This is a genomic window from Acidobacteriota bacterium, from assembly GCA_039030395.1.
In the GTDB taxonomy this organism is placed as follows: domain Bacteria; phylum Acidobacteriota; class Thermoanaerobaculia; order Multivoradales; family JBCCEF01; genus JBCCEF01.
Genome location: JBCCEF010000004.1, coordinates 65,419 through 91,478 on the forward strand (window position 1 = coordinate 65,419; position 26,060 = coordinate 91,478).

A 26,060-nucleotide genomic window follows, 5' to 3' on the forward strand; every position below is an offset into this window, starting at 1 on the left:
CTTCCGCCGAGACTCGAAAGTTCTCTCGAAGCATGAAGAAAGCACCTTCGTGAAGGCTACAATCTCGACCATGAGGAGCGAAGTATGGGGACGATCTGCGCTCGACGGACGCTGCGGCTGGTGGTGTACACCATGGTGATGGTGGCGGCCACCGGCTTTTCATCGGCCGAGGAAGAAGCAGCTCGCGACAAGCTGCACGGTACGGTGCTGTCGGATCCCTACCGTTGGCTCGAAGGCAGCGCGGCGCCGGAATTGTCGGCCGAGGACCCGACCCTCGACCGCCGGGTTGCCGAGTGGACCCGAGAGCAGAATGCCCGCACCCGGGAGGTGCTCGATGAGCTTTCGGGGCGCCGGGCGCTGGAGGATCGGCTGCGAGACTTGATGGAGGTGGGCTCGGTGAGCGCGCCGACCATGCGCCGCAACCGCTACTTCTACTGGCAGCGCGAAGGCGATCAGCCGCAGTGGGTGGTCTATATGCGCGAGGGCCACGACGGCGAGCCGAAGGTTCTGATCGATCCCAACGAGCTGGACGACGAAGGACTGACCTCCATCGGCTGGACCTCGCCCAACCCGGACGGCACCCTACTTGCCTTCGGCGTTTTCCGGGCCGGCGACGAGAAGACGGTGCTCCATGTGCTCGATGTCGACCGCGGTCGCTGGCTGGCGGACGAGATTCCCGGCAAGGTGCAGCAGGCGAGCTGGCTGCCGGACTCCTCGGGCTTCATATACCGCCGCCTGGCGGACGTCGACAATCCCTACTCCGGCCAGGTCAAGTTCCACCTGTTGGGGGATCACCACCGGCAGGATCCGGTGCTCTTCGAGCAGTACACCGAGGGTCCTCTGGCGACCACCTGGGGTCCCTACGCCTCGACCAGCCGCGACGGCCGCTGGCTGCTGCTGATGTACTGGACCGGCACCGACTCGAACGATCTGTGGGCGGTCGATCTCAATCGCTGGCTGCGCACCGGCGAGTTCCACAAGACGGAGATTCTGATCGGCGAAGATGCCCGCAGTTTCGGCGAAGTGATCGGCGACACCCTCTACCTCCACACCACCATCGACGCGCCGAACGGTCGGGTGGTGGCGGTGGATCTGACGGATCCGGCGCGGCAGTCCTGGCGGGAGCTGGTGCCCGAGAGCCCGACGGGGGTGCTCGAAAACGTCTCCATCGGCCGCGGCGTGATCGCCGCCAGCTTTCTGGACAACGCCGTCAGCCGCATCGAAGTCTACGACCTCGACGGCGAGTCCCTCGGTCCCCTCGACCTACCGGGCATCGGCTCGGCGGAGCTCGACACCGAGGCGGACCGCACGGAAGCCTTCCTCACCTTCACCAGCTACAACGAACCCACCAGCATCTACCGGGTGGATTTGAAGTCCGGCGAGCGTGCCCTGTGGGCGCGGCCGGAGATTCCGGTGGACCCGGATGCCGTGGAGGTGCGGCAGGTCAAGTACCGCTCCAAAGACGGCACCATGGTGCCGATGTTCGTGGTCCACAAGAAGGGTTTGAAGCTGGACGGCAACAATCCGACCCTGCTCTACGGCTACGGCGGTTTCAACATCGCCATGACCCCGTCCTTCACGGCTACCCTCTTCCCGTGGTTCGAAGCCGGCGGCGTGTACGCAGTGGCGAATTTGCGCGGCGGGGGAGAGCTGGGCGACGAATGGCACCGGGCGGGCATGCTCGACCGCAAGCAGAACGTCTTTGACGACTTCATCGCCGCCGCCGAGTATCTGGTGCGCGAGGGCTACACTCGGCCGGAGCGCCTGGGCATTACCGGTGGCTCGAACGGCGGTCTGCTGACCGGCGCGGCCCTCACCCAGCGGCCGGACTTGTTCGCGGCGGTGATCTCCTCCGTGCCGCTCCTGGATATGCTCCGTTACCACCACTTCCTGATGGCCAAGTTCTGGGTGCCGGAGTACGGTTCGGCGGACGATCCGGAACACTTCAAGGTGCTCAAGGCCTACTCGCCGTACCACAACGTCGAGGCCGACACGCCCTATCCGGCGGTGCTTCTGACCGCCGGCGAGAACGACGCCCGGGTGCACCCGCTCCACGCCCGCAAGATGGCGGCGCGGCTCCAGGCCTCGACCACCAGCGATCCGGAGGTCGACCCCATCCTCCTGTGGGTCGAACAATCCGCCGGCCACGGCGCCGGCAAACCCCTGGCGGATCGCATTCGCGAAACCGCCGACCAGCGCATCTTCATGATGTGGCAGCTAGGAATGCTGGCAGGGTCGGAGCGAGCCGAAGCGGCCTCCTCCACGGCGAGTGCGCCGGCGGCCTCATCGAGCAGCGGCCCGTAGGAAACCAACAGGTCGCGGGCTAGCTAGGGGTAATACCCGCTGATGGTCTTTACCTTGACGTTGCTCCGGGTGGTTTCCAACTCCACCGTCCGAAACTCCCGATCCTCTTCGCTGTTCGAAGACTGGTAGGCGATCAGGTACTGGCTGCGGAGCTCTTCCTGGATCGCCGTGTAGATGGTCTCGAGAGAGTCGATGTCGCTGATGAAGAAGCTGCGGCCGCCGGTTTCGTCGGCCAGTTTGTCGAGCTTGCGGCGGGCGTCGGCGGAGTCGAGGCTCAAGCCGATGGTGTACACCGTCACGCCGGCTCGGCGAGCGTATTCGAGGGCGTCGTCGAAGGTGAATTTGCTCGCCTCGTCGCGGCCGTCGGAGAGCACCAGCAGGGCGCGCTGTCCCTTGATGCCCGCGAAGTAGTAGAGGGAGAAGATCAGGCTGTCGTAGAGAGCCGTTTCGCCTTCCGCCGTCAGCCCGGCCAGGCCGCCGCCCAGGGACTGCAGGTTGTTGGTGAGTTTGACCGCCAGGTGCGGGAACTTGTTGAAGGTGATCACCGCCGCCCGGTCCTTCGGGGTGATGGCCTGCTCGAAGAAAGACAGCGCCGCCCGGCGGGCCTTCTCCAGGCTGCCGCGCATGGAGCCGGAGTTGTCGATCAGGATGCCGGCGTGGATCGGCAGGTCGCGCACCTCCTCGAAGCGGGAGATGGTCTGCGGCACACCGTCCTCGGTCACCTGGAATTCTTCCCGGGTGAGGCCGCGCACCGGTCGACCCCGGCCGTCGAAGGCGCTGGTGTAGAGCTCGACGAACTGCACGTCCAGCTCTTCCAGGTACTCCGGCGCGTTGACGAACACCACGTCCTCGGTGAAGTTGCCGTCCGGTAGGTAGGCGACGGCCCGCACATAGACCAAGTCGTCGGAGTCCGGCAGCAGCACCGGCTGGCTGTAGGGCGGCTGGTAGAGGGTGGCGATCATCTGCTCGTTCAAAAAGAACTCCACCCGTTCGACTTCCCGTCCGTCGGGCGTTTCCACTTCCGCCTGGGCCTGCACGCTCTGGGCATACCGGCGACCCTTGGTCGGTTCGATCAACCGCACCGAGAAGCGGTTGCTGCCGGCGTTGATCAGCTCCTCGTCGCTGGCGATGTTCAGGCCTTCGGCGTTGAACGCCTCGACCCGCAGGGTGTGGATCTGCGGATACTCGCCGAGATCGATCTCGACGTTGAAGGGCGGCCGGTTTTTGGTGATCACCAGCCGTTCGTCCAGGTAGAAGCGCATGCGTTCGATGTCGTCGCCGACGGCCAGGGTGTCGATGCGCACCAGGCCGGTCTGCAGATCGCCCAGCGGCGGAATGATGCGGACGGTGGTCTCGCCGGCGGCGATGGAAGCCGTCGCCTCGGCGAAGATGCGCGACGTTTCCGAGTCGGTGGTGTTCGGCCGGGCGATCAACTGCTCCACCCGCGGCACGATGATCTCCCGTTCCTCCCGGAAGACCGCCTTGCCGTTGAGGTCTTCGAGCTTCAAGATCATCCGGTAATCGCCGGGACGCAGGAAGCGCTGGAAGGCGAAGGGAATGGACTCGGTGGCCGGAAGGGAATCCTCCGGGAAACCGTACTTGTAGCGGAAGTTCTCGAATAGCCGGTCCTCCGCCACCACCTCGCCGACCAGCAGGAAGTCCGCCGAGCGATAGCCGGCGAACTCGCCGATGCCGACCTCGCCACGGGGAATGGAAAGCAGGCCCTGCACCACCGTGCGACTGTCGCGCCGCCCCGGGTAGCTGATCTCCAGGTCGGCGGTCAAGGGAATCGCTCCCTCCTCGAGGTCGGTGGAGAAAGCGGCGAAGGTGGCGAGCCACTCCTCGCTCCGCGGCCGTGGCTTGGCGAGCACCCGGTTGAGCGCCCGTTGATAGTCCGCCCCCATCCGGCGCATGACCTGCAGCACGTCGATCAGCCGTTTGCCGTTCAGGCACTCTTCGGCGCGTTCGAGGGTGCCCTGGTAGAAGGTTTCCTGGCCCGGCCGCAGGATGTACGCCGGCCCTCGGTGCTTGGGCTTGATGAACACCAGGAAGAACGAGAAATCCACCATCTCGCTGCGCTGGTAAACCCACACCTCCGCCGGGATCAGGGTCGTGGTGCAGCGCACCTGGAAGCCGCCCTGCGGCATCCCGTGGGTGAGCATGATGCGGGCGCGGTCGTCCTCGAAGGTCTCGTAGCGCGCCTCGATGGTGCTGGCGGTGCGCTCCCAACGTTCCTTGAGTTCGTTGCGGCCGGTTTCCGGGTAGGGATCCCGCATGCGCCAGAAACGGTCGATGAAGGCGTCGCGCTGGTAGTCGCGGGTCAGCGCCAGGAAGGCGCGCCGTTCGGCGACGGTGATGAACGCCGCTGCCGCTTTCAGCCACTGGCGAAAGCGCGGCGCCAACGCCTCCATCGGGTTGTCGTAGTCGGACGGATCTTCGGAGCGGGCTTCGCCGCCGATCTGCGTAGCGCCCGGTAGCTCTTCAGCGGCCGTATCGGTGCCGGCGGCCGGCAAGGCGTCGGCGCTTCCTGGCAAAAGGAGAGCGGAGAACAACAGGATCAGCAGGAAGACGATCGCCGGCACACCCCTATATACGACGACATCGGGTGGGTTGGACCTTCTGGAAGTCGATTCACTCCCCGGCGCGAACATCGTCGAAAAAGCGTATCAGGTTCCATGCTGGAGCCGCATTTCCCTTAGCGTCTGCGGCTGCTCGGCCCCGGTGCAATGGGCACGTACCGGTTGACCCGCCGCCGGTAGCGCTCGAACTCTTCACCGTGGAGTTGGAGCAGGTGGGGCTCTTCGACCTTCCGGACGTGCACCTCGATGGCGAGATAGCCGATGAGCAGGAAGAGCACCATCCACGGATGGGGGACCAGCAGCCCCAACCCCAGGCCGAAAACCATGATGGCGAAATAAATGGGGTTCCGGCTGTAGGCGTAGAGCCCGTGGATCACCAGATCCGTTCGCTCCGTTTCGTCGACGCCGAGGCGCCAGGCGGCCCCCATTTGGTGCTGCGAGAGGATCGTTCCGGCGATGCCCAGGACGCACAGGGCCGAGCCCACGAGGAGGCCGAGCCGGCCCGGCGACCAGGCCTGCGGCAAACCGCCGAAGGTGTCCCAGGCGGCCAGCCCGAAGGTGCCCAAGAAGGCGACGATGAGCAGCACGTTCGAAAGCCTGGCGGCCGGCCGGGCGGTGGCGTTCGAGACCCGCACCCCGGAATCTCCGGTTCTGCGGTGGTGCAGGAGCACGCGCATCCCCACTCCCAGAACCAGGAACAGCGTGTAGGCGATCAGGGCCACCGCGGATTGCTAGCCCTCGACGCCCGGGCGATCGAAGACGCTCATGATCGTCCCTACCATCGAGGCGATCAGCTTCTCCTCGCTGCCGGTGACGGCGAACATTTCGCCCTCGGTGACGGTGATCGTCCGCCCGGGCTTCACCACGGTGCCGACGGCTCGGAAGGTGTCTCCCGCCGCCGGCGACAGGAGGTTGATCTTGAACTCGACGGTCAACACGGCGGCGTTCTCCGGCATCAGGGAGAACGCCGCGTAGCCGCAGGCGCTGTCGAGCACCGTGGCGATGATGCCGGCGTGGACGAAGCCGTGCTGCTGAGACCAATCGGGGCGAAAGGGAAACTCGATTGCAACCCCGCCGGGGCGAACGTCGCCGAGGGTCGCGCCGAGGGTGTGCATCACCTGTTGACTATGGAAACTCTCGATCAGCCGCTCCCGATAGCCGGCGAATTGGGGTTCGAAGGCGGGTCTCGTCATGGTCGGTGCTTCGCCAGCGCTTCGGCGCCAAGCAGCACCCATGCAATCCACACTAGGTCCGCCACCAGCAGATGGACGAGCTGCATCCAAACCGGCGCCGCCAACCCCAGGTTGATCACTCCGAGGACAAGCTGGGCGACATACAGGCCGAAGAAGATTCGGCTCATCTTGTGGACCGCCGGCGAAGGCCGCCAGCGCGCCAGGGCAAAGGCGCCGAAGCCGACGATCGCTGCGCCGCCGATGGCGATGAAGGGATGGAACACTCGCAGCCGCACGAGGATGTGGGCAGTGGGCGACAGATCCATCGCCAGGCCGGCGGCGAAACTCTCGGCCGGGAAGAGGGTGTCTCCCAGGGCGGCGACGGCGCCGCTCAGGCCGACGATCAAGAGGGCCAACACGCCGCCGCCGGCCACCACCGCGGTGCGGCGGTTGTGCGACCAAGCCAGTCCAGGATTGCCGGATGACCAATGGGCGGTGAGAGCGAGGGCGGCGAGCAGGAAGAAGGTGTTGACCAGATGCGCCCCCATCACCCAGGCGCGGGTCAGGGAGGCGTTGTCGGCCACCAGCTCAAAGCGCACCAGACCGGCGCCGATCAGCGCTTCGAAGATCAGAAAAACCAGCGCTACAAAGGCCGCCTTGCGCACCCGATGGGGGCGGGGAAAGGCGCGCCAGGCCCAGATCGTCATTCCCAGTACGAGGAAACCGTCGAGGCCGCTGGTCAGCCGATGGCTGAACTCGATCATCGTCTCGACGCTCTCGGCCCGCGGCACCACTTCGCCGTTGCACAGCGGCCAGTGACTTCCGCAGCCGGCGCCGGAACCGGTAGCCCGCACGAAGGCTCCCCACATCACCACCAGCAGGTTGTAGGCGAGGATGGCCCAGGCGAAGCGGGCGAATCGGGTATGTGGGGACGAAGGCACCGGGGTGGGCTCCAGAGAGGCCTTCACTCTACCAGTCCGGTGCTCACTAGCGGTGTGCTGTTCTCCAAGCGTCCGGTGCTGTTACCCTTCGGGGCGCCCGAAGACTAGGCCGTTTTATCGAGGAGGGTGGAAGTGATCGAAATCGCGTGGATCGTGGCCGGCATCGTCCTGCTGTATTTCGGTGGCGAAGGGCTGGTGCGGGGTTCCTCCTCGCTCGCCCGGCGGCTGGGTATGAGCCCGCTGGTGGTGGGGCTGACGGTGGTGGCTTTCGGTACCTCGAGCCCAGAGCTGGCGGCCACCCTGGTGGCGGCCTTTCAGGGTTCTCCGCAGGTCGCGATCGGCAATGTTCTGGGCTCGAATGTCGCCAATGTCGGGCTGATCTTGGGATCGGCGGCACTGATCTTCCCGATGGTGGCCGAGGCGCGGTTCATTCGTCGCGAGGTGCCCTTCATGATCTTCACCTCGCTGCTGATGGTGCCCCTCGCCCTCGACGGTGGGTACGGGTTGTTCGACGCCCTGTTCCTGGTCGGCCTGCTGATCCTCTACCTGTGGGTACTGCTGCGCGAGAAAGAGGCGTCGCGGGTCGAAGGCGAGTTCGAAGAGGTCTACGGCGAGCCGACGGCTTCTATCGGCCGCTCGCTGGTGGAGATTGTGGCGGGAATCGCCCTGCTGGTGGGCGGCGCCTACTTGCTGGTGGAGGGAGCGGTGACCCTGGCCCGCGGCTTTGGCATCTCCGAAACGGTGATCGGCATCACGGCGGTGGCCCTCGGCACCAGCCTGCCGGAACTCGCCGCGGCCATCGTCGCCGCCGTGCGGCGTGAGGGAGACTTGATTCTTGGCAACATCATCGGCTCGAACGTTTTCAATGTCCTCGCCATTCTCGGCATCGCCTCGCTGGTGACGCCGATCCCGGTCGTGCTGTCGGAAATCTGGGTTCCCTACCTGGTGATGATGGCCTTCAGCCTCTTGCTGGTGCTCTTCCTGATCACCCGCCGCCGCCTGTCGAAGATCGAAGGCGGCCTCCTGCTGGCGGGTTATCTGGCCTACACGACGTCACTATTCTTCTGACCGCCGGGGCGGTTACCGCCCCGCACGCTCCTCGTCGATCAGCGCCCGGCCGTGGGTGCGGATTTCATCGACCAGCGCGTCGGCGAAGCCCGACGTCGGCACCTTGGTGGCACCTTCCATCTGGCGGGCGAAGTCATAGGTGACGATTCTTTTGCCCACCACCCGCGGGTAGGCGCCTTTGATCATGTCGGCGGCTTCCTGCCAACCGATGTATTCGAGCATCATTACGCCGGAAAACAGCAGCGAGCCGGGGTTGGCCATGTCCTTGCCGGTGTACTTTGGAGCGGAGCCATGGGTGGCTTCGAACAGGGCGACGTGTTCGCCGATGTTGGCGCCCGGCGCAATGCCCACGCCACCCACCTCGGCGGCGATCGCGTCGGACAGGTAGTCGCCGTTCAAGTTGCTGGTGGCGATCACGTCGAACTCCGCCGGCCGGAGCAACATGTGCTGGAACATGATGTCGGCGATGCGGTCCTTGATGACGATCTTGCCCTCCGGCGCCTGGCCGCCGTGGTCGTCCCACACGGCCTGCTCGGGGATCGTCACGTCGCCGAATTCTTCCGCCGCCACCTCATAGCCCCAGGTGCGGAAGGCCCCCTCGGTGAACTTCATGATGTTGCCCTTGTGCACCAGGGTGACGCTCCCCAGGCCGCGGTCGATGGCGTACTGGATGGCCTTGCGCACCAGGCGCTTGGTGCCGAAGGCGCTGATCGGCTTGACCCCGAGGCCGGAGCCTTCGAAGAACTCGGCGCCCATCTCGTCGCGCAGGAAGGCGGCCAGCTTGTCGTTCTCCGGCGAACCGGCCTGGTACTCGATGCCGGCGTAGACGTCCTCGGTGTTCTCCCGGAAGATGGTGACGTCGATCTCCTCCGGGTGGCGCATCGGTGAGGGCACCCCCTGAAACCAGCGCACCGGCCGCACGCAGGCGTAGAGGTCGAGGTCCTGCCGCAGGGAGACATTCAACGACCGGAAGCCGCCGCCCACCGGCGTGGTCAAGGGTCCCTTGATCGAGACGATCAGATCCGTCAGAGCGTTGCGACTTTCTTCCGGGTAGTAGTCGCCGTCGTAGAGCCCGGCGGCCTTCTCGCCGAAATAGAGTTCTGCCCAGTGGATCTTGCGCTGCCCGTCGTAGCTTTTCTCGACGGCGGCGTCCCACACCCGCAGAGCGGCCTTCGTGATGTCCGCTCCGATGCCGTCGCCCTCGACAAAACCGAGGATGGGGTCGTTCGGCACCGCCAGCTTGCCGTCCTGTACGGTGATCTTGCTGCCCTGCTCGGGAAGCCGGATGTGTCGATAGGTCATGAAGATATCTCCTGAATCAAGCCAAATTTTGAGTTTATGCAGCGAGTGCTAGAAGGGCTGGAGGTATGTTAGCAGGGTGCTCAGAGCCTGATCCGCACCCCGAAGGGCGAGGTGGCAGCGGAGCTGCCGAGGATGGGGTGAGCCCGTAGGACTTGTCTTTTCGGGTGAGGGGCGGACCGTGTGCGGGCGCCTAGCGCCCTGGAAACAGACAGCGAACAGCCTGCTGAAATCATGCGCACAGCGCCTTTCAGCAGTCTGTTAGCAGCCTGTTAGGATCCACTTTCTGGCGTTGGATGAGCACGGCGCCCGACCACGCGGTTTCCAACGAGGAGTCATACGACCCATGAGCGATATTGCGAACCGAGGCTATGCCCGGCCGGAGGTGCTGGTTTCCACCGATTGGGTGGCCGAGCACCTCGACGATCCCAAGGTGCGGATTATCGAATCGAACGAAGATCCCCTTCTGTACCCCTCCGGCCACATCTCCGGCGCTGTCGAGGTCGATTGGACGCGCGACCTGAATGACCCTCTGCGCCGGGACTACTTGGGCCGCGAAGAGTTTCAGGCGTTGATGCGGCGGCTCGGGATCCAGAACGACACCACCGTGGTTTTCTACGGCGACAAGAACAACTGGTGGGCTACCTACGCCTTCTGGGTGTTCAAGCTCTTCGGCCACGACCACGTCAAGGTGATGGACGGCGGTAGCCTCAAATGGGCGAAGGAGAACCGGCCGACGACCAAGGACGTGCCTTCCTACCCGGCCTCCGAGTACCGCGCTCCGGAGCGCGACGACTCGCAGATCCGCGCCTTCCGGGATCAGGTGCTGGCGCATCTGAACTCGGCGGGTTCGATGATCGATGTGCGGAGTCCGGAGGAGTACTCCGGCGAGCGCCTCCACATGCCGGATTACCCGAACGAAGGAGCGCTGCGGGGCGGCCACATTCCCGGCGCCGCCAACGTACCTTGGGCGCGAGCCATCAAACCGGAGAACGGTACCTTCAAGAGCGCCGCGGAGCTCGAGGAGATCTACCAGGGTGAAGCCGGCCTGTCGCCGGACGACGATGTAGTGGTGTACTGCCGCATCGGCGAGCGCAGCAGCCACACCTGGTTTGTGCTCACCCACCTGCTGGGCTACGACCGGGTGCGCAACTACGACGGAAGCTGGACCGAGTGGGGCAACCTGGTCAACGTTCCCATCGAGAGGTAGCGTGTCCGAGCTGAGCCAAACGGTCACAGCGGAGCTGCCGGAGAAGCTGCGGGACACTCTCGACCTGTTCTCGATGATGGAGCGGGCGGACCGCATTCAGGTCCTCATCGATACCGCCGAGCGCTTCCGGAGCGTGTCCGCCGAAGTGGCGGAAAAGCCCTACGGCGAAGAGCATCGGGTGCCGGCTTGCGAGTCCGAAGCCTTCGTCTGGGCCGTCCGCCAACCGGACAACACCCTCAAGTTCCACTTCGCGGTGGAAAATCCGCAGGGCATCTCGGCGATGGCGATGGCCGTGATCCTCGACGACACCCTTTCCGGTGCCCCTCTCGAACAGGTGGCGCGGGTGCCCGGCGACATCATCTATGGCCTGTTCGGCCGCGAACTGTCGATGGGCAAATCCATGGGGCTGATGGGCATGGTCTCCATGGTGCAGAACTTCGCCAAGCTAGCAGGTTGCTGAAAAGGCCTTCGGCCTATTTTTTCAGCAACCTGCTAGCTTAATCCTCTTTAGGGGGCTGGGCGCCCCCTCGGCCGAAAAGTGCTGATTTTTCGGCCTCACCCCATCCTCGGCGCCTCCGGCGCCGCCTCGCCCTTCGGGCTCGGTCGCAGAATTGGGAAGATCTTCCTTCCTCCTCTCGCCGGGAACCAAACCGTCCTCGGCGGTGTCTTAGAAGTACGTAGCCGGCCCCGCGCGGAGCCCTTCTCATCTGTTGGTTATGAATCGCCGGTCGACTTCGGCCCTGGGCGATTCGAGGAGGTGTTCCCATGCCCGAAAAACTCTCCCCCGAGGCTCAAGAGTTCCCATGGATAGTCGATGAATCGCCCTCGCGTTTGCGCTGGGCCCTCGCCGCGGCAGTGGTGGCTCACGCGGTTTTCCTGCTGATCCCGTTTCCCGAAGCCGGAGCCCAGGCAACTCCGGAGGCGGAGAACCCCAGAGTGTTCGTCGTTCAGCAGGTTCGCTTCAAGCCGCCGGTTATCGAACCGGTGCCGGAGATTCCGAAGCGCCGAGCCCGCAGGGTTCCGGTGCCGGACCCCACGCCCAACGATCCCGAACCGCTGAGAACCCTCGACGAGATCGAACCGGCTCTCGATCTGCCCGAGACGGATCTCGTCCTCGATGTCCCAACGGCCCCGCCGCCGATCGAACCGGTGGGCGTGCTGCGCATCGGCGGTGAGATCCGGCGGCCGGCGAAGATCTTCGCGCCGGATCCGATCTATCCTGAGATTGCACGGAGGGTGCGATATCAGGGAGTGGTCGTGCTCAGGACGACCCTTGACCGCACCGGTCGGGTCAGAGATGTGACGGTCTTGAAAGATCTTCCCTTTGGCCTCGACGCGGCGGCGGCGGAAGCGGTGTCCCGGTGGAGGTACGAGCCGGCGACTTTGCGCGGCAAGCCGGTCGAGGTGGAGATGGAGGTGACGGTGCGTTTCTCGCTGCAGTAGGGAGTGCCCCGGCTGCTAAGATCCGTCCATGATTTCCATCGATCTGGCAGGAAAGCGCGCCCTCGTTATGGGCGTCGCCAACGCACGAAGTCTGGGCTGGGGAATTGCCCAAAAGCTGCACGAAGCCGGTGCCCAGCTCGCCTTCAGTTACCAGGGAGAGCGGCTCAAGGGCGAACTCGAAAAGCTCACCGCCGACATGGAGGGAGCTCGCCTCTACGAGTGCGATGTCACCGACGAGGCCAGCTTGAAGGCGGTATTCGCGGACCTCCGGCAGGCTTGGGGAACCCTCGACTACGTGGTCCACGCCATCGCCTTCGCGCCGCGGCCGGCGATGGACGGTCGCTACATCGAGACCACCCGTGACGACTGGGTCACCGCCCTTGAGATCTCCGCCTACTCTCTGGTGGCGGTGGCGCGTGAGGCGGAGCCGCTGCTGAACGAGGGCGGTGGCCTGATCACCCTGACCTACTACGCCGCCGAGAAGGTGGTGCCCAAGTACAACGTGATGGGAGTCGCCAAGAGCGCTCTCGAAGCGAGTGTGCGCTACCTGGCCTACGAATTGGGGAAGAAGAAGGTGCGGGTGAACGCCGTCTCCGCCGGGCCGGTGCGTACCGTGGCGGCGAGGAGCATTCCGGGCTTCATCAAGATGTACAAGCGAGTCGCCGGCATGGCGCCGCTAGGCGAAAACGTCACCCAAGAGGATGTCGGAAACCTGGGTCTTTATCTCCTGTCGCCGCTGGCCGGCGGCATCACCGGTGAGACGGTCTACGTCGATGGTGGCTTCCACGCCATGGGGATGGAACTGCCGGAGGATTGACCGAACCCTACCGGCCGGTCGGTGCCTTCGGCGAGAGTTCCACGGCGAGTTCCAGGACGCCGCCGGCGGTCAGGTAGCCCTCGGCGCAGCGCATCACGCTCCCACCCTCGTTCTGGCCGCTCGCCGTCGCGGCGCGGTCCAGTTCCTCGGGCCGTGAGAAGCAGGCGCGGTAGATTCCTGGCGCCAGGCGGGGGAATTCCGCCGCGTCGGCATCGCGGGCCGCTACTACGCCGTGTCCCTGGGCCCAGTTCCACAGCCGGTTCATCGGCAGCCAGGTGTCGTCCTGCTGGAGGCGCAAGAACTCCGGTGAACGCTCCGTGTCAGGATCGCGCCCGCCGCGGGCGATACGCAGGGTGCCGCCTTCGCTCGGTACGACCAGTTCGAGCGGGTCCGACGGCAGTACTCGGAACGTCTTCAAGGCGTGCCCGGGCGGCCCGACGGTGATCTGAAGCATCCGAGCTTCGGCCGAGATCTCGGCTTCGAAGTGGCCGTCGCGGCTGGTGCGGACGCTGTCGTGGGTGACCGCGAAGAGTGGTTCGCTGGTGGCCACGTCTACCATCGCGTGGGGCACCGGGCCGCGGTCGGAAACCACCCGCCCGCTCACCGAAACCCGCTCTTCGAGCACCAGCTCGACCGGTCCGGCGGGGGTCCCTTCGACCACCGGCAGGGTGAGGCTGCGGCTGCTCCAGGTTTTGCCTCGTCGCCTCATTGAAGCGCCGACCACTGCCGGCCCGGCGTCGAAGGCGCGCAGGGTCACCTCGCCCTCCTCGTCGCTGACCCCGTGGGCGATGGCGTCGTTCAGGGACGAGGCGTGGACCTCCGCGCCGGCGATCGGTCGCCCCTCTCGGTCGACTGTGCGGCAATGGAGTTCAGTGTCCGGCAGAACCACCTCCACCTCGCCGTCGCCATCGGAGCGGGCCACCACCTCCACGCGTTGGAGCAGCTTCTCGACCTCGAGTTCCGGTACGTCCACCTCGACATCCCACCAGCCGTCCCGCGGCAGGACGCCGACGAATTCGCCGGAGCCATCCGCCGCCATCTCCCCGCCCACCAAGCCGTGCTGCCGCCCGAACCACAGGCTGCCGGCGACCGGTTCGTCACCGTGAAGGAGGACTCCTCGCACCACCAACAGTTCCAGATCCACATCGATCCGGGCGTCCTCCGGTCCCTTGACCAGCCGGTGAGACTCCCCGTGAAGAGGATTGCCGGCGCTGTCCGAGATGGTGAAGAGAAACGATCCAGGCGTCTGCTTCGGTACCGAGACTCTGCCTTGGGAATCCGCAGGCCCATCGTAGGCGGCGCCGTTACCTTGCGAGTGGGAGAGGTCCGAGCCGGGTACCAACAGCACCTTCCAGGGCTTTCCCATCCAGTCCATCGGTGGCGAGATGGCGATCTCGAGGGTGAGCGGTTTGTGCAGCACCACCGGGAGCTGGAGCCGGATCTCCGCCGGGTAAGGCAGCTCCAGGGGGTATTCCACCGCGCGGGCGTAGTCCGGGTGATCGACCTCGAGGGTGTAGGCGCCGGGCTCGACGGCGCCGAGCTGGACGAAGCCGGCGGCGCTGACCGGGCTCTCGGCGGCCGGCTCCACTCGGTGCGCCGAAGGGAGCCGCGGTGCGAAGGGGACCAGGCGCGCCCGGGCCCGGTCGCCGAGCGGCCGTCCGTCCGCCGTTTCGACCCGGGCGACCAGCGAGGCACCGTGGCGCAGGTCCAGCGTTCCCCAGTCCGCGTCCTCGCCGGCCTTGATGTTTAGGCCGAAGCGGTAGATCGGTACGAACCCTTTTGGCCGCAGCTCGAGATCGAGTTCCCGGCCGAGGTTTGGAACCTCACAGGACCAGCGCTCCGCCGTCTGGCCGCAGGGCACGGTGAAGCTTTTCAGATCCCTCGATGTAGGACTCGAAAAGCGAAGGTAGAGCTTTTCCGGCGCTCCGGGCTCTGCCATATCTTTCCAGCGGCCGGAGATGGTTCCGGTAGGGTGGGTGGAGAAGGTGAGGCGGGTTTCGGCTTCGACTTCGATGCGCTCACAGGGCGACCAATGACCGGCAAGTTCGAGGCAGATCTTCCAGCGCGAGCCCGCGGGCAGCTCGACGGTCGAGTTGGTTGTTTCACTCGGCGCCGGGCCGGGTGGGTCGGGGATCAGCCGAAAGACTGCGCTTTCGTGTGGTGCTCCGTCCGGCGACCGGGCCGAGAGGGACACCGTCACGTCCGGTTCCGTGGCGAAGGCACCAACACCCAGCCCGAGAGCCGCCACCAGCAATCCGAGCGTTCTCACCGTGGGCAGTAGCCTTCGCAGTCCGGATCCTCGCCTTCGATGTAGATCGCGAGGCACCCGCCACCCCAAGTGTCACAGGTCCAACCGAACCATCGACGCTCCTGCTTGCAGTAAATGCCATCGCCTTGCTCATCGTCCTGGGCCGCTTTGCAAATCCAGTAGCAGGTCACCTCCGTGTTCAAACAGCCAGGGTTCTGCAATTTGCAGTCATAGCAACCCGTGTAGGTGTTCGAGAAGGCACCCGAGGTGGCAAAGAGCACGAGGGTCGTGAACAGCGTCAGCCGGCAAAGTCGCGTTCTCATAATGGATTCCTAATTGTTTACTTACACAATAACAGGAGACTCTTCGACCGTCAACGATTCAACCGCCCGCCCGATGGGAGAGACTTCGTCGCGCGATTCGCGACAAGAGAGAAGTCGATCGACCAGAAGGCGATCGAAAAGCTGGAGTGGAACTCCGACCCTACAGAACCGTCTCGCGGACCACTTCTTCGACGGTGGTGAGGCCGTCCTTGATCTTGCGCAGACCGCTCTGGCGCAGCGAGATCATGCCGTTGTCGATGGCCTTCGTGCGCAGTTCGACGGAGGTGGCGCCGGAGAGGATCATTTCGCGGATCTCGTCGTCGACGGCCAGTACTTCGTAGAGGCCGATGCGGCCTTTGAAGCCGGTGTTGCTGCAGCGCTCGCAGCCCTTGCCCTGGAACAGCTTCAAGGCCGGGATCTCGTGTTCGCCGAAGCCCACTTCGAGGAGCGCCTGTTTGGGCAGCTCCAGGGGTTCCTTGCAGAAGGTGCAGACCCGGCGCACCAGCCGTTGGGCGGCCACCAGGTGGACCGAGGTGGCCACCAGGAAGGGTTCGATGCCCATATTCATCAGGCGGTTGATGGAGGAAGGAGCGTCATTGGTGTGCAGGGTGGAGAGCACCAGGTGACCGGTCATCGCGGCCTTGATGGCGACCTCGGCGGTTTCGAAATCCCGCACCTCGCCGACCAGGATGATGTTCGGGTCCTGGCGCAGGAAGGAGCGCAGGGCAGCGGCGAAGTTGAGGCCGATCTGCTCCTTCATCTGCACCTGGTTGATGCCCGGCAGGTTGAACTCCACCGGATCCTCGGCGGTCATGATGTTGGTCTCCGGCGTGTTGATGCGCTGGAGCGCCGAGTAGAGAGAATTGGTCTTGCCGGAGCCGGTGGGGCCGGTGACCAGCACCATGCCGTAGGGCTTCAGGATCGCCTGCTCGAAGATGCGCAGCGACTCCGGCTCGAAGCCGAGCTTGGTCATGTCGAGCATCAGCTTGTCTTTGTCCAGCAGCCGCATGACGATCTTTTCGCCGAAGATCGTCGGCAGCACGGAGACGCGGAAGTCGAGGTCCTTGACTCGTCCGCCGATCTTGGTCTTGATCTTGATGCGGCCGTCCTGGGGCAGGCGCTTTTCGGCGATGTCCAGCTTCGCCATGATCTTGCACCGGCTGGTGATCGCCTCCTTGAGCTTGACCGGCGGGTGCATCATTTCGTAGAGCACGCCATCGATGCGGTAGCGCACCCGGTAGTCCTTTTCGTAGGGCTCGATGTGGATGTCCGAAGCGCCGCGCTTGATCGCGTCCGTCAGGATGATGTTGACCAGCTTGACCACCGGTGCCGTTTCGGACTCTTCCTCCAGGGTGGCGAGGTCCAAGTCCTGCTCTTCGTCGAGCACCTCGAGGTCCGCGTCGGCCTCTTCCGTCAGGTCTTCCATGACCTTCTTGAGCTCGATGGCGTGGGTCGAGCCGTAGTGCTCTTCGATCGCCGCGCGCAGTGCGATCTCCGAGGTGACCACCGGTTCCACCCGGTAGCCGGTCATGAACTTGACGTCGTCCATGGCGAAGACGTTGGTCGGATCGATCATCGCCAGGGTCACCGTGGCGCCGGCCTTGGCCACCGGCAGGATGGTGTACTTGCGGGCGATGTCCGCCGGGATGATCTTGAGAACGCTGTCGTCGATCTCCAGGCTGGCGAGGTCGACGGACGGCACGCCGAAATGTTCCGACAGCAGGGTGATCAGGGAGGCGTCGCTGACGAACCCGAGCTTGACCAGGTTGCTGCCGAGGCGGCCGCCTTGGGATTTCTGTGCGGCGAGAGCCTCGTGGAGCTGTTCTTCGCTGACCTTGCCCGTTTTGACGAGAAAATCGCCAAAGCGGTCGAATGCCGTTTTCGAGCCGGTTGCCATATTCATCCCCTTTTCGAGGCGCCTTGTCGTCTGCGCTTCGTTCCGGCGCTCAGAATCCCACTTTAGAGTCCCAGTACGGTGGCCTCCGGGGCCGAGCGGTAAGGAAATTCCTGCCGAAGAGTGTAGCAACGCCTCCGAAATGGGGCAACGTGCTGATTCATGAGGGTTTCGGGCCGGTGGGCGAGGCCTCCGCCAAGAGTTCCAAGGCGCGCTCGATGACCTCCTCCGGCGCGATGCTGTGAAGTTCCTGTTCGGCGCCGGCGAGGCGCTTGTAGCGGTAGCCGCCCGGCGGACGATGGGCGATGGCGCGCCGCGGTGCGCCATAAGGGCCGTGGCGGACCGGATCCGTGGGGCCGTGGAGGAGGAGCACCGGGGCGCCCAGGGCGTGGCCGAGATGGAGCGGGCCGGTATCGCCGCCGAGCATCAGCCGGCAGCGCCGGATGAGGTCCGCCAGGGCCGGCAGGTCCGCCATGGGCGAACGTCGGACCATTTCGCCCCCCCGGCAGGCGATCTCCGCCGCCAGGTCTTGTTCTCCCGGGCCGGCGGAGAGCAGGGTGGCAACTCCTGTGCGTTCGTGCAGGCCGCGAACCGTCGCCGCCCAGCGCTCCGGTGGGTATTCCTTGCTCACCCAGCCGGCTCCCGGATGGAGCAGGAAGAAGGGCTCGTCCGTGAGGTCCGCCGCGGCGAGCAAGGGGTCGGCAGAGCCCTTGGACTGCCGGAAGATCTTCTCCGGTCCGAAGTCCACGCTCGCCGAGTCAACCGCGATGCCGAGGCCGGAAAGCGGTGCCAGGGCATGGTCGACCGCATGCGGTCCCGCCGGGGTGACGTGCTCGTTCAAGAGAAATCGGCTCGTCGGCTCCTTGCGGAAAGCCGGTGCCAGCCCGATGCGTCGTGGGGCCCCGCATAGCCGGGCGAGGGCACCGCCCTTGAAGTTGCCCATCAGGTCGAGGGCGACATCCGGCCGAAAGGCCCGCAGGTCGTTCTTGAGTCCTCGCCAGGCCCGGCGGTGGTCGCGCGATAGGGCGCGCTTGCGCCAGGTCTTCAACCGCACCTGGAAGACTCGGTCGAGATCCGGATGGCCGGCGAGTACCGGCGCGTTGGAGGCCTCGACCACCCAGCCGATCACCGCCTTCGGCAGGTGTCGCCGCAGGGCGATGAGGGTGGGTAGGGCATGCACCACGTCGCCCAGGGCACTGGTGCGGACCAGCAGAATGCGCAGCCCTTCGCCGTCCGCCGGTGACGGCATCCCCGGCAAATCCGCCGAACCGCCTATGGCAGCTCCTTGACGAGCTGGATCAGGTCGCTGGTGTTGTGGTCCTTGGGGTCGCCGACCAGGCGCGTTTCACCGCCGTAGGCGCGCACCGTTTCGAACTCCGGCACCTTCTCCGGAGAGCCGTAGTCCGGTCCCTTGCAGTGGATGTCCGGTCGCAGCGCCGAGAGGAGCGGCGCCGGCGAGTCGCCTTCGAAGATCACCGCGTAGTCCACCGGCTCGAGGGCCGCCAGCAGTTCCGCCCGCTCCGCCGCCGGCACGATCGGCCGGCCGGCGCCCTTGAGGCGTGCCACCGAGTCGTCGTCGTTGATCGCCACCACCAACAGATCGCCCTGGCGCCGCGCATCCTTGAGATAGCGCAGATGGCCGACGTGCAGTAGATCGAAGTGGCCGTTGGCGAAGGCGATCACCTTACCTGCGGCGCGCCGGCGAGTGAGTTCCTCGGCCAGGGCTTTTCGGTTCATCACGCGTCCCATCGCAGCTCCTCGCGAGGCCGTGGATCGCGCCGGACGGCCCGGCGCAGTTCGTCCGGCGAGGCGGTGGCGGTGCCCATCTTCATCACCACGATGCCGCCGGCGTAGTTCGCCAGCAGGGTGCTTTCAACGGGGGTGGCGCCGGCGGCCAAGGCCAGGGCAAGGGTACCGATCACCGTATCGCCGGCACCGGTGACGTCCGCCACCTGGCTGGTGCCGTGGATCGGCAAATGGGCCGAGCCGTCCGCTTCGAACAGGCTCATGCCGCGGGAGCCGCGGGTGATCAACAGCCAGCGTACCGCCAGGTCCCGGCGCATTTGATGGCCCGCCGGGCAGAGGCTCTCCGGGGTGTCGCCGATGGCGGAACCGAATAGGCCGTCCGCTTCCTCGGCGTTTGGGGTGGCGCCGTCGATCACTCCGTCCGAACCGCCGAACTCGGCGAGGCGGTAGCGGCTGTCGCACAGCACGGTGCCTTGCGGGCCGACCAGCTCGCGCAGGCGGTGAACCTGCTCCGGCGCGGCGCCGCCGTAGCCGTAGTCGCTGATGATCGCCACCCGCGGCGCCTGCTGCCGGAGAGCCTGGTGCCGCTCGCCGAGGGCTGCCAGATCCTCTGGGTTCAAGTCGAGGGGGCGTTCGATGTCGAAGCGCACGATCTGCTGCTTGATGCCGTGCGGGTCGCCGCCTAGGACGCGGACCTTGGTGGGGGTGGAGTAGCCTTTTTTTGTCCACACGCCGTCCGTCGCGACGCCCTTGCGCTCCAGCGCCGCCAGTAGATCCCGGCCGTTCGGGTCGTCGCCCACCACGCCGACCAGCAGCGCTCTGCCGCCGAGGGCGGCGACATTGGCGGCGGCGTTGGCGCCACCGCCGGGCTCTACCCGCTCTTCGTCGTGGCGCAGGATCAACACCGGGGCCTCCCGGCTAATGCGCTTCGGCGAGCCGGTGATAAAGCGGTCTGCCACCAGATCCGCCATCAGCGCCACCGGTTGCCCTGCCATGCGGTCGATCAGCTCCAGGAGCCGTGCCTCCGCCGGAGCTTGCTTAGTCGGCATGACGTTCCGCGGTAAGGAATGGGGTGGCCGGAACGTCCGTAGGTGCAGGGACGGGCACGGGCCGTGAGGGGTGCGAAGGCAGCATGATTCGGGTGGCAGGTCGAGACAGTCGATTTGAACGGGGCAAATTTACCATCCGGCGGAAAAAGCGGCGGGAACCATCGGTCTCTTAAGGGTGTACGATGTTGCTGAGGATTAAATAACGTCACGACGGCATGCAGATGCGCCGTTCCGTCCACAATGTGGGACAGCGGTGCGCTGGTGACCAGATTGCGGGTCGGAAACCGCTTTGAGAATAGAGGACACCCCGAAAGAGCATCCGTTGGCACCGGTTGTGCGTAAGAAGTGGTTGTCCGTAGGCTGAGTGCAGCCACAACAGGAGTGAGAAATGACCAGTCAAGCCGCCATCCAGCACCAGAAAGGTTGGGATTTCGAAGTGGCGGCCATGCCTTTTGTGGACGCACTTTTCAACACCGCCTACCGCATGACCCGGAATTCCGAGGATGCAGAGGATCTGGTGCAGGAGACCTATCTCAAGGCCTACAAGTATTACGACAAGTTCGAGGAGGGGACCAACTTCAAGGCGTGGCTGTTCAAAATAATGAAGAACACCTTCATCAACAGCTACCGCAAGAAGCAGCAGGCTCCTCCCCAGAGTGACTTCGCGGACATCGAGGACTCCTTCGAGACGCAGGTGAACGAGGACCTTTCGCCGCGCATCAAGAACCCGGAACAGGAGCTCCTCGAAAACGTTCTCGACGAGCATCTCCAGCGAGCCCTCGACGACCTGCCGCCGGACTACCGCATGGTTGTGCTGCTCGCGGACCTGGAAGGTTTCGCCTACAAGGAGATCGCCGAGATCCTGGAAGTTCCGGTTGGCACGGTGATGAGCCGGCTGTACCGCGGCCGCCGGCTCCTCGAAGCCGCGATGCTCAAGTATGCGCGCGAGCGGGGCTATCTGAAGGAAGACGGACAACCCTCCAAAATGCGCAGTCGTTCCGGGGATTCGGCAAAATCTCCAGAGTCTTCTTGACGGTGGCTGGAATTTCGCTACGGGCCATCGAGTTCTGAGGAAGCAGAGCCGGCCGGAACCATCCGCGCGGCGCCTCTCATTCAGAGCGGAGGATTCTCGATGGACTGCAAGCAGGTGTGGAAGGACGTCTATCTGTTCTTTGACGACGAGATGGAGCGGCCCCTGCGGGTTTCCTACGAAGAGCATCTAGGCCGCTGCCCGAAGTGCTACCAGTCGGTCAGCTACAAGCAGAAGGTCCTGCTGATTTTCCGCACCCGCTGCGGCCGACGGCCGGCGCCCAACGGCCTCCGTCGCCGCATTCTGGTCAGTCTTCCTCATCGCCAAAAAGCTTCCACAGCAGAAAACTGAGGAGGTCATTATGAGTCGCTCGTCGAGAACCGGATTGAACTCCGCGATCCTGTTGCTGGGGTTGGCGATGGCTGCGCTGGCGCCTTCCGGTGCGGCACAGGAGATCCGACTGAACGGACTCGGCGGAGAGATCCTGACCGAAGCGGATCTCGACCAGAAGACCACCATCATCATCTTCTGGGCCTCCTGGTCGCCGCGCGGCCGTGACGTGGTGGACCGCGTCAACGGCATCGCCCAGCGCTGGGGCGGGCAGGCGCGGGTGATCACGGTGAATTTCCAGGAAGACCGCGAGACGGTGGCCGGTTTTCTCCAGGGTAAGCGGTTGAGCGTGCCGGTGTTTCTCGACCTGGACGCTTCCTTCTCGAAGAAGTACTCGCGGCCAGATCTTCCGGCACTGGTGGTGCTCGAGGGGCGCAATCCGGTTTTGCGAGTGCGTATGCCGGACGATCCGAATGCCGAGATCGCCCAGGTTCTGGGCTGACCCGACTCGCCAAGTACATTCCGCTCCGAACGGCAGGGGAGGCGCGACGGTCCCCTAGCGCTGGTTGCAGCAAGCCTGGTCGAGCCGCAGCGGTCAGTGCGTAACTCCGCCTGAGGCTAGGCGTAGAAAATACCTGCGACAGTTGATTTTTGGTCTGTTTTTGCACTACCCTTGCGGTGCAAGTGCCGATCAAATAAGGGATTTTCGCACATACCGTCCTAGCCCGGCCAATCAAAAGGCGCATCCTTCCACCGCGGCGACCACTGAAAGCACCTATGGCTCGAGCTTCCGAAACTCCTTCGCGGCGGCTTCTGTTCTGGTTTCGTCTCGTCGTCCCCCTCGCACTGCTGGCCATCGCGATTTCGTTGCTCGCCTCGACGGAGCGGCTGACGGACTTCGCCGACTCGTCTTTCCCGCTGGCCACCATCCCTGTCTTCGATAGCTCATTGGCGGGAATGGATCCGGCACCGGTACTCGACCTCGAAGAGCTCCGGATACCGCTTCAGCTCGCCTTGGAGAGTGGCGGCACTTTGGGCGGTTTGCTGCAAACCGGTGGTTTGGAACCGGCCGAGGCCCGGCGGGCCATTGAGGTGTTGGGGGAGTACGTCGACGTTCGGCGGCTGCGGCCGGGCCAGACGGTTTCCTTTTTCCTCGGCGACGAGGAACGGCCGGATGCTGTTTCCCTGCGGGTCGAAGACCGCGGACGGGTCCACCTCGCCCGGGCGGGCGAAGGCTGGGATCCGAGCTGGGAGCCCTTTGAGCGGACAGTGCAAACGCGCACCGTCCAGGGCGTGCTCACCGGCGCATTGGAAACGGCGATCGTCAGCGGCGGCGGATCCAGTCGTCTGGCCTTCAAGATGGCCGAAGTGCTGCAATGGGATCTCGACTTCCATCGCGACCTGCGGACCGGCGATCGCTTCGAGGTGCTCTACGAAGAGGTGGTTCTGGACGGCTCATATGCTGGTTTGGGGAACATCCTGGCCTTGCGCTACGTCAATGCCGGCCGGGAACTGGAAGCCTATCGCTACGGTGAGGACAACGGCTACTACGGCCCCGATGGGCGACCCCTCGAGAAGATGTTCTTGCGCTCACCGCTCACCTATTCCCGTATCACCAGTCGCTTCAATCTCCGGCGATTCCACCCGGTGCTCAAGCGCTACCGGCCGCACTACGGGGTCGACTATGGAACCCCCGTCGGCACCCCGGTGCGGGCGACCGCCGGTGGCGTGGTGACCTTCGCCGGCTGGAACAAGGGCGGTGGCAAGGTAGTCAAGGTGCGCCACGCCAACAGTTTCCTGACGGCCTACTTGCATCTTTCCCGCTTCGCCAAGGGCATCGCTCCCGGGCGGCGGGTCTCCCAGGGCGAGGTGGTGGCCTACTCCGGCAACACGGGTCTCTCCACCGGTCCCCACCTCGATTACCGGGTACAGCACCGGGGCAAGTGGATCGATCCGCTCTCCTTGAAGAACGTGCCGGCGCAGCCCATTCCGGTGGCCGAGGTGGAGTCCTTCTACGCCTGGCGCGATCTATGCCGAACGAGCCTCGAAGAGGGCATCGGACTGCCGCCGGAAGAGTCCCTTCGCCGTGCCCTTCAGCTCGCTGCGGAAGATGACTCGCCATCGCCCACCGCCACTCCGGCGCCGTCTTCCTCCTCGGTCTCCGCCGGTCGCTGAGCCTGTGCCGTCCCAAACCAGCTCCGCCTTCCGGCCGCTGATCCGGCCGGTGAACGTGCGTGCCGGTTGCCGGGTCGATCTCGCCGGCGGCACCTTCGACCTCTGGCCGATCGGACTGCTCCATGCGGGTTCCCGTACGGTGAACCTGGCGCTCGACTTGGTGGCCGAAGTAGAGCTGACGCCGCGCGAAGCGGGCTATCGGATCGATCAAGGGGAAGAACGCCTGGCCGCCGATTCGCTGAGTGAGCTGCGTGAGCAGCCCGGCGGCGCGCTGGTGGCGACGGTGCTCCAAGACCAGCGGGTGGGTCCGGTGGCCTGCCGGGTAGCGAGTGGGTCACCGCGCGGCGGTGGGCTGGGAGCGAGTTCGGCGCTCACCGTGGCGTTGCTGACGGCGTGCAGCGAGGGGCTCGGTCTGCCGAGGCCGAGCGCGAGCGAAGTGGTGGCCCGAGGGCGCGACCTGGAAGCGTTGTTGATGGGTCTACCAACGGGTATCCAGGACCACTATCCGGCGCTCCTCGGTGGAGCCTTGGAAGTTGCGATGGTGCCCGGTGGCCACCGCGCCCGCCGGCTGGACGTGGACCTCGATGCGCTGGGGGAAAGCCTGCTCGTCGCCTACACCGGCCAGAGCCACTTTTCCGCCGGCAACAACTGGGGAATCGTTCGCCGCCGCATGGAGGGCGACGAGGGGACGATCCGACGGTTCGACGGAATCGCTCAGGTGGCGGAGGAACTGACGGCGGCCGTCGAAGCGGCCGACCTGCCGAAGATGGGGGAGCTGATGAGCCGAGAGTGGAGCTTCAGGCGGGAACTGGCGGAAGGAATCTCCACCCCCACCATCGAGCGCATTCTGAAAGATGCCCGGCGAGCCGGTGCCTGGGGCGGCAAGGCCTGCGGGGCTGGGGGAGGAGGGTGCGTCGCCATTTTTGCGCCGCCAGCCTCTCGCGGCGCCGTGACCGAGGCGATCGAGGCGGCCGGCGGCAAACTTCTACCGGCACGCCCCGCCGACCAGGGCCTACACGTCAGCTCCCCCTAGCGGTCGCTGACCCGCTGTTCCAAGAGTTCCTGGGCGCCACGCAGGCCGCCGACGACGGCCGGGCCGAGGGAGTACGTGGGCTGCCAGTCGGCGCCCTCGGTCTCCCGGAAGAACACCACGCCCTGTTGCTCCCAGGCCATCAGGAAGTTTTGTCCGTCCTGGGAGAGGAACAGGGCCTGGGTGGCGGCGATGTCTCCCGCCGGCAGGGCTTGCTCGGCGTTTGGCCGCAAGCGCAAGTGGACGGAACGGGGGCCGCCATCGCCGGTTTCGCGCCGGACGCCGATATCGATGAGATGGTGACGGGTGCCGCCGTCCATCGCCAGGACCTCCAACTCGGTCCATACCGCGGCAGCTTCGAGGAGGTGGCGATAGGCGCCTTGGGCCAGGGATTCGAGGTCGCACTGGGCGCCGCAGCCGGTCGCCATCACGTAGGCTTCGACTTCGTCCGCCAGGCTGTCGAGGAGGTCTTGCTGGATGCGCGCGCCGATGTCGATGAGATGATGACGGGTGCCGCCGATCAGGGTGGTTAAGCTGCCCGGTTGGCTCATGTCGAGTTGGCCGCCGATCTCCACCAGCGCTTGCCGGACCACTGCCGCCAGGTGACTCAACTCGCTCGGCAGAACTCGGAAGTCGAGGGAGATGAGCTGGGCGGTCACCGGGTCCACAAAGCCGATCGCTACCGAATCGTCGGCCGTGCCGCGGCGAATCGTGACGATGCGGAGCAGCTTCGGCGAAACCGCCGTGGCGCTGGCGGTGCGGTCTTCGTCCAGGAAGTCGATGAGCGGGAAGATCGGGTGCTCGCCGATATAGGCGCCGTCTTCGAGGGTGACCGGGGCGTAGTGCACGGCATGCTCCTCGGTGGAGCGGGTCTCGGACCACACCAGGTGGAGTACCGCGCGCTGGTGGACCGTGCCGGCGGCCGCACCTTCGCCCTGGAGGTCGATCTCGAAGGAATCGCGGGTCACCGTCAACTCACTCGAGTTGCGGTTTACCCCGAATTCGCCGGAGAGCACCACCGGATCGGACCACCGGTCACCGTCGAAGCTGGCGAGGTACAGCCGAGAGGTGGCTCCTTGGCTCTCCCACAGCACGTGCACCTGGTTGGCGACGATCAGCCGGGCGCGGTGTTCGAGCTGCGGCCCGGCGGTGCCGGGAATCGACACCAGTTTCGACGACCCGTCGTGATAGGTGATGCGCAAGGCGAGGGCGGGATTGTCCGGAGGAAAGCCTGGGTCCGGCGGAAACAGTTCGCCGTAGTAGTCCTGCTCGATTTGGTAGATGGTGCCGTCGGCGCCCAGGGCGCGGGTGGACGGAGCGTCCGCGACGGCCGGAACACTCACCAGCAGGCTGGCGGCGAAAACCAAGAGACGGACAGAGGCGGTGCGGTTGAGCATCATCC

Annotated in this window: 23 protein-coding genes; 11 read left to right on the top strand and 12 right to left on the bottom strand. The window is 65.3% G+C overall.

The window, feature by feature from the left end:
• Positions 1-84 precede the first annotated feature (84 nt).
• The gene (locus AAF481_06180; protein ID MEM7480741.1) at positions 85-2,304 is read left to right on the top strand and encodes a prolyl oligopeptidase family serine peptidase; all 2,220 of its coding nucleotides are present in this window, start codon (positions 85-87) and stop codon (positions 2,302-2,304) included.
• Between the two features lie 23 nt (positions 2,305-2,327).
• On the opposite strand, the gene AAF481_06185 is transcribed toward AAF481_06180, so the two are convergent.
• The 4 genes from AAF481_06185 to AAF481_06200 all read right to left on the bottom strand — a co-directional run bounded on the left by AAF481_06185 (position 2,328) and on the right by AAF481_06200 (position 7,023).
• The gene (locus AAF481_06185) at positions 2,328-4,886 is read right to left on the bottom strand and encodes a VWA domain-containing protein (GenBank protein MEM7480742.1); all 2,559 of its coding nucleotides are present in this window, start codon (positions 4,884-4,886) and stop codon (positions 2,328-2,330) included.
• 113 nt (positions 4,887-4,999) lie between these two features.
• Positions 5,000-5,605, bottom strand: a complete 606-nt coding sequence (locus AAF481_06190) for an isoprenylcysteine carboxylmethyltransferase family protein (protein MEM7480743.1) — start codon at positions 5,603-5,605, stop codon at positions 5,000-5,002.
• A 9-nt stretch (positions 5,606-5,614) separates the two neighbouring features.
• Positions 5,615-6,076: a PaaI family thioesterase gene (locus tag AAF481_06195; GenBank protein ID MEM7480744.1), complete on the bottom strand. Its 462-nt coding sequence runs from the start codon at positions 6,074-6,076 to the stop codon at positions 5,615-5,617.
• Positions 6,073-7,023, bottom strand: coding sequence for a COX15/CtaA family protein (locus AAF481_06200; GenBank protein ID MEM7480745.1), 951 nt, complete (start codon positions 7,021-7,023; stop codon positions 6,073-6,075). Before AAF481_06200 ends, AAF481_06195 begins: the two co-directional genes overlap by 4 nt.
• Positions 7,024-7,128: 105 nt before the next feature.
• On the opposite strand from AAF481_06200, the gene AAF481_06205 reads away from it, so the two are divergent.
• Positions 7,129-8,064, top strand: a complete 936-nt coding sequence (locus AAF481_06205) for a calcium/sodium antiporter (GenBank protein MEM7480746.1) — start codon at positions 7,129-7,131, stop codon at positions 8,062-8,064.
• A 12-nt stretch (positions 8,065-8,076) separates the two neighbouring features.
• On the opposite strand, the gene icd is transcribed toward AAF481_06205, so the two are convergent.
• Positions 8,077-9,366: an isocitrate dehydrogenase (NADP(+)) gene (icd, locus tag AAF481_06210; protein ID MEM7480747.1), complete on the bottom strand. Its 1,290-nt coding sequence runs from the start codon at positions 9,364-9,366 to the stop codon at positions 8,077-8,079.
• Positions 9,367-9,709: 343 nt separating this feature from the next.
• On the opposite strand from icd, the gene AAF481_06215 reads away from it, so the two are divergent.
• The 4 genes from AAF481_06215 to AAF481_06230 all read left to right on the top strand — a co-directional run bounded on the left by AAF481_06215 (position 9,710) and on the right by AAF481_06230 (position 12,833).
• A complete protein-coding gene (locus tag AAF481_06215; GenBank protein ID MEM7480748.1) occupies positions 9,710-10,573 on the top strand; it encodes a sulfurtransferase in 864 nt (287 codons plus the stop codon).
• A 1-nt stretch (position 10,574) separates the two neighbouring features.
• On the top strand, positions 10,575-11,033 hold the full coding sequence (locus AAF481_06220; protein MEM7480749.1) for a SufE family protein: 459 nt from the start codon (positions 10,575-10,577) through the stop codon (positions 11,031-11,033).
• 305 nt (positions 11,034-11,338) lie between these two features.
• Entirely contained in the window at positions 11,339-12,016 is a 678-nt protein-coding gene (locus AAF481_06225) for a TonB family protein (GenBank protein MEM7480750.1), read from the top strand.
• A 28-nt stretch (positions 12,017-12,044) separates the two neighbouring features.
• The gene (locus tag AAF481_06230) at positions 12,045-12,833 is read left to right on the top strand and encodes an enoyl-ACP reductase (protein ID MEM7480751.1); all 789 of its coding nucleotides are present in this window, start codon (positions 12,045-12,047) and stop codon (positions 12,831-12,833) included.
• A gap of 7 nt (positions 12,834-12,840) precedes the next feature.
• Here the strand turns inward: AAF481_06230 and AAF481_06235 are convergent, their stop codons facing one another.
• The 6 genes from AAF481_06235 to AAF481_06260 all read right to left on the bottom strand — a co-directional run bounded on the left by AAF481_06235 (position 12,841) and on the right by AAF481_06260 (position 20,093).
• The gene (locus tag AAF481_06235; protein ID MEM7480752.1) at positions 12,841-15,102 is read right to left on the bottom strand and encodes a hypothetical protein; all 2,262 of its coding nucleotides are present in this window, start codon (positions 15,100-15,102) and stop codon (positions 12,841-12,843) included.
• Complete coding sequence (locus AAF481_06240) at positions 15,099-15,404, bottom strand: hypothetical protein (protein ID MEM7480753.1); 306 nt, start codon at positions 15,402-15,404, stop codon at positions 15,099-15,101. The genes AAF481_06235 and AAF481_06240 overlap by 4 nt, the downstream gene beginning before the upstream one ends.
• A 160-nt stretch (positions 15,405-15,564) precedes the next feature.
• Positions 15,565-17,301, bottom strand: coding sequence for a type IV-A pilus assembly ATPase PilB (pilB, locus tag AAF481_06245; GenBank protein MEM7480754.1), 1,737 nt, complete (start codon positions 17,299-17,301; stop codon positions 15,565-15,567).
• Between the two features lie 157 nt (positions 17,302-17,458).
• A complete protein-coding gene (locus tag AAF481_06250) occupies positions 17,459-18,547 on the bottom strand; it encodes a glycosyltransferase family 9 protein (GenBank protein MEM7480755.1) in 1,089 nt (362 codons plus the stop codon).
• 23 nt (positions 18,548-18,570) lie between these two features.
• A complete protein-coding gene (locus AAF481_06255) occupies positions 18,571-19,035 on the bottom strand; it encodes an adenylyltransferase/cytidyltransferase family protein (protein MEM7480756.1) in 465 nt (154 codons plus the stop codon).
• Entirely contained in the window at positions 19,035-20,093 is a 1,059-nt protein-coding gene (locus AAF481_06260; GenBank protein ID MEM7480757.1) for a PfkB family carbohydrate kinase, read from the bottom strand. Before AAF481_06260 ends, AAF481_06255 begins: the two co-directional genes overlap by 1 nt.
• Before the next feature lie 388 nt (positions 20,094-20,481).
• Here AAF481_06260 and AAF481_06265 point away from each other — a divergent pair, with 388 nt between their 5' ends.
• From AAF481_06265 to AAF481_06285, 5 genes are all read left to right on the top strand, one after another.
• Positions 20,482-21,126 (top strand): sigma-70 family RNA polymerase sigma factor, encoded by a 645-nt coding sequence (locus tag AAF481_06265; GenBank protein MEM7480758.1) that lies wholly within the window; start codon positions 20,482-20,484, stop codon positions 21,124-21,126.
• A 99-nt stretch (positions 21,127-21,225) separates the two neighbouring features.
• Positions 21,226-21,474, top strand: a complete 249-nt coding sequence (locus tag AAF481_06270; GenBank protein MEM7480759.1) for a zf-HC2 domain-containing protein — start codon at positions 21,226-21,228, stop codon at positions 21,472-21,474.
• A gap of 34 nt (positions 21,475-21,508) precedes the next feature.
• Positions 21,509-21,955 carry a TlpA disulfide reductase family protein gene (locus tag AAF481_06275; protein ID MEM7480760.1) on the top strand — a complete coding sequence of 149 codons (447 nt, stop codon included), beginning with the start codon at positions 21,509-21,511 and terminating at the stop codon, positions 21,953-21,955.
• A 275-nt stretch (positions 21,956-22,230) separates the two neighbouring features.
• Positions 22,231-23,628, top strand: a complete 1,398-nt coding sequence (locus AAF481_06280; GenBank protein MEM7480761.1) for a peptidoglycan DD-metalloendopeptidase family protein — start codon at positions 22,231-22,233, stop codon at positions 23,626-23,628.
• Between the two features lie 4 nt (positions 23,629-23,632).
• Positions 23,633-24,661 (top strand): hypothetical protein, encoded by a 1,029-nt coding sequence (locus AAF481_06285; protein ID MEM7480762.1) that lies wholly within the window; start codon positions 23,633-23,635, stop codon positions 24,659-24,661.
• On the opposite strand, the gene AAF481_06290 is transcribed toward AAF481_06285, so the two are convergent.
• Positions 24,658-26,058: a hypothetical protein gene (locus AAF481_06290; protein ID MEM7480763.1), complete on the bottom strand. Its 1,401-nt coding sequence runs from the start codon at positions 26,056-26,058 to the stop codon at positions 24,658-24,660. The genes AAF481_06285 and AAF481_06290 overlap by 4 nt on opposite strands.
• Positions 26,059-26,060: the final 2 nt, after the last annotated feature.

Bases quoted from the DNA above. Each gene is read 5' to 3' on its own strand.
- AAF481_06225 (MEM7480750.1), top strand. From the start codon at position 11,339: ATGCCCGAAAAACTCTCCCCCGAGGCTCAAGAGTTCCCATGGATAGTC.
- AAF481_06230 (MEM7480751.1), top strand. From the start codon at position 12,045: ATGATTTCCATCGATCTGGCAGGAAAGCGCGCCCTCGTTATGGGCGTC.
- AAF481_06255 (MEM7480756.1), bottom strand. From the start codon at position 19,035: ATGAACCGAAAAGCCCTGGCCGAGGAACTCACTCGCCGGCGCGCCGCA.
- AAF481_06180 (MEM7480741.1), top strand. From the start codon at position 85: ATGGGGACGATCTGCGCTCGACGGACGCTGCGGCTGGTGGTGTACACC.
- AAF481_06260 (MEM7480757.1), bottom strand. From the start codon at position 20,093: ATGCCGACTAAGCAAGCTCCGGCGGAGGCACGGCTCCTGGAGCTGATC.
- AAF481_06240 (MEM7480753.1), bottom strand. From the start codon at position 15,404: ATGAGAACGCGACTTTGCCGGCTGACGCTGTTCACGACCCTCGTGCTC.
- AAF481_06270 (MEM7480759.1), top strand. From the start codon at position 21,226: ATGGACTGCAAGCAGGTGTGGAAGGACGTCTATCTGTTCTTTGACGAC.
- AAF481_06195 (MEM7480744.1), bottom strand. From the start codon at position 6,076: ATGACGAGACCCGCCTTCGAACCCCAATTCGCCGGCTATCGGGAGCGG.
- AAF481_06265 (MEM7480758.1), top strand. From the start codon at position 20,482: ATGACCAGTCAAGCCGCCATCCAGCACCAGAAAGGTTGGGATTTCGAA.
- pilB (MEM7480754.1), bottom strand. From the start codon at position 17,301: ATGGCAACCGGCTCGAAAACGGCATTCGACCGCTTTGGCGATTTTCTC.
- AAF481_06280 (MEM7480761.1), top strand. From the start codon at position 22,231: ATGGCTCGAGCTTCCGAAACTCCTTCGCGGCGGCTTCTGTTCTGGTTT.
- AAF481_06290 (MEM7480763.1), bottom strand. From the start codon at position 26,058: ATGATGCTCAACCGCACCGCCTCTGTCCGTCTCTTGGTTTTCGCCGCC.
- AAF481_06215 (MEM7480748.1), top strand. From the start codon at position 9,710: ATGAGCGATATTGCGAACCGAGGCTATGCCCGGCCGGAGGTGCTGGTT.
- AAF481_06250 (MEM7480755.1), bottom strand. From the start codon at position 18,547: ATGCCGTCACCGGCGGACGGCGAAGGGCTGCGCATTCTGCTGGTCCGC.
- icd (MEM7480747.1), bottom strand. From the start codon at position 9,366: ATGACCTATCGACACATCCGGCTTCCCGAGCAGGGCAGCAAGATCACC.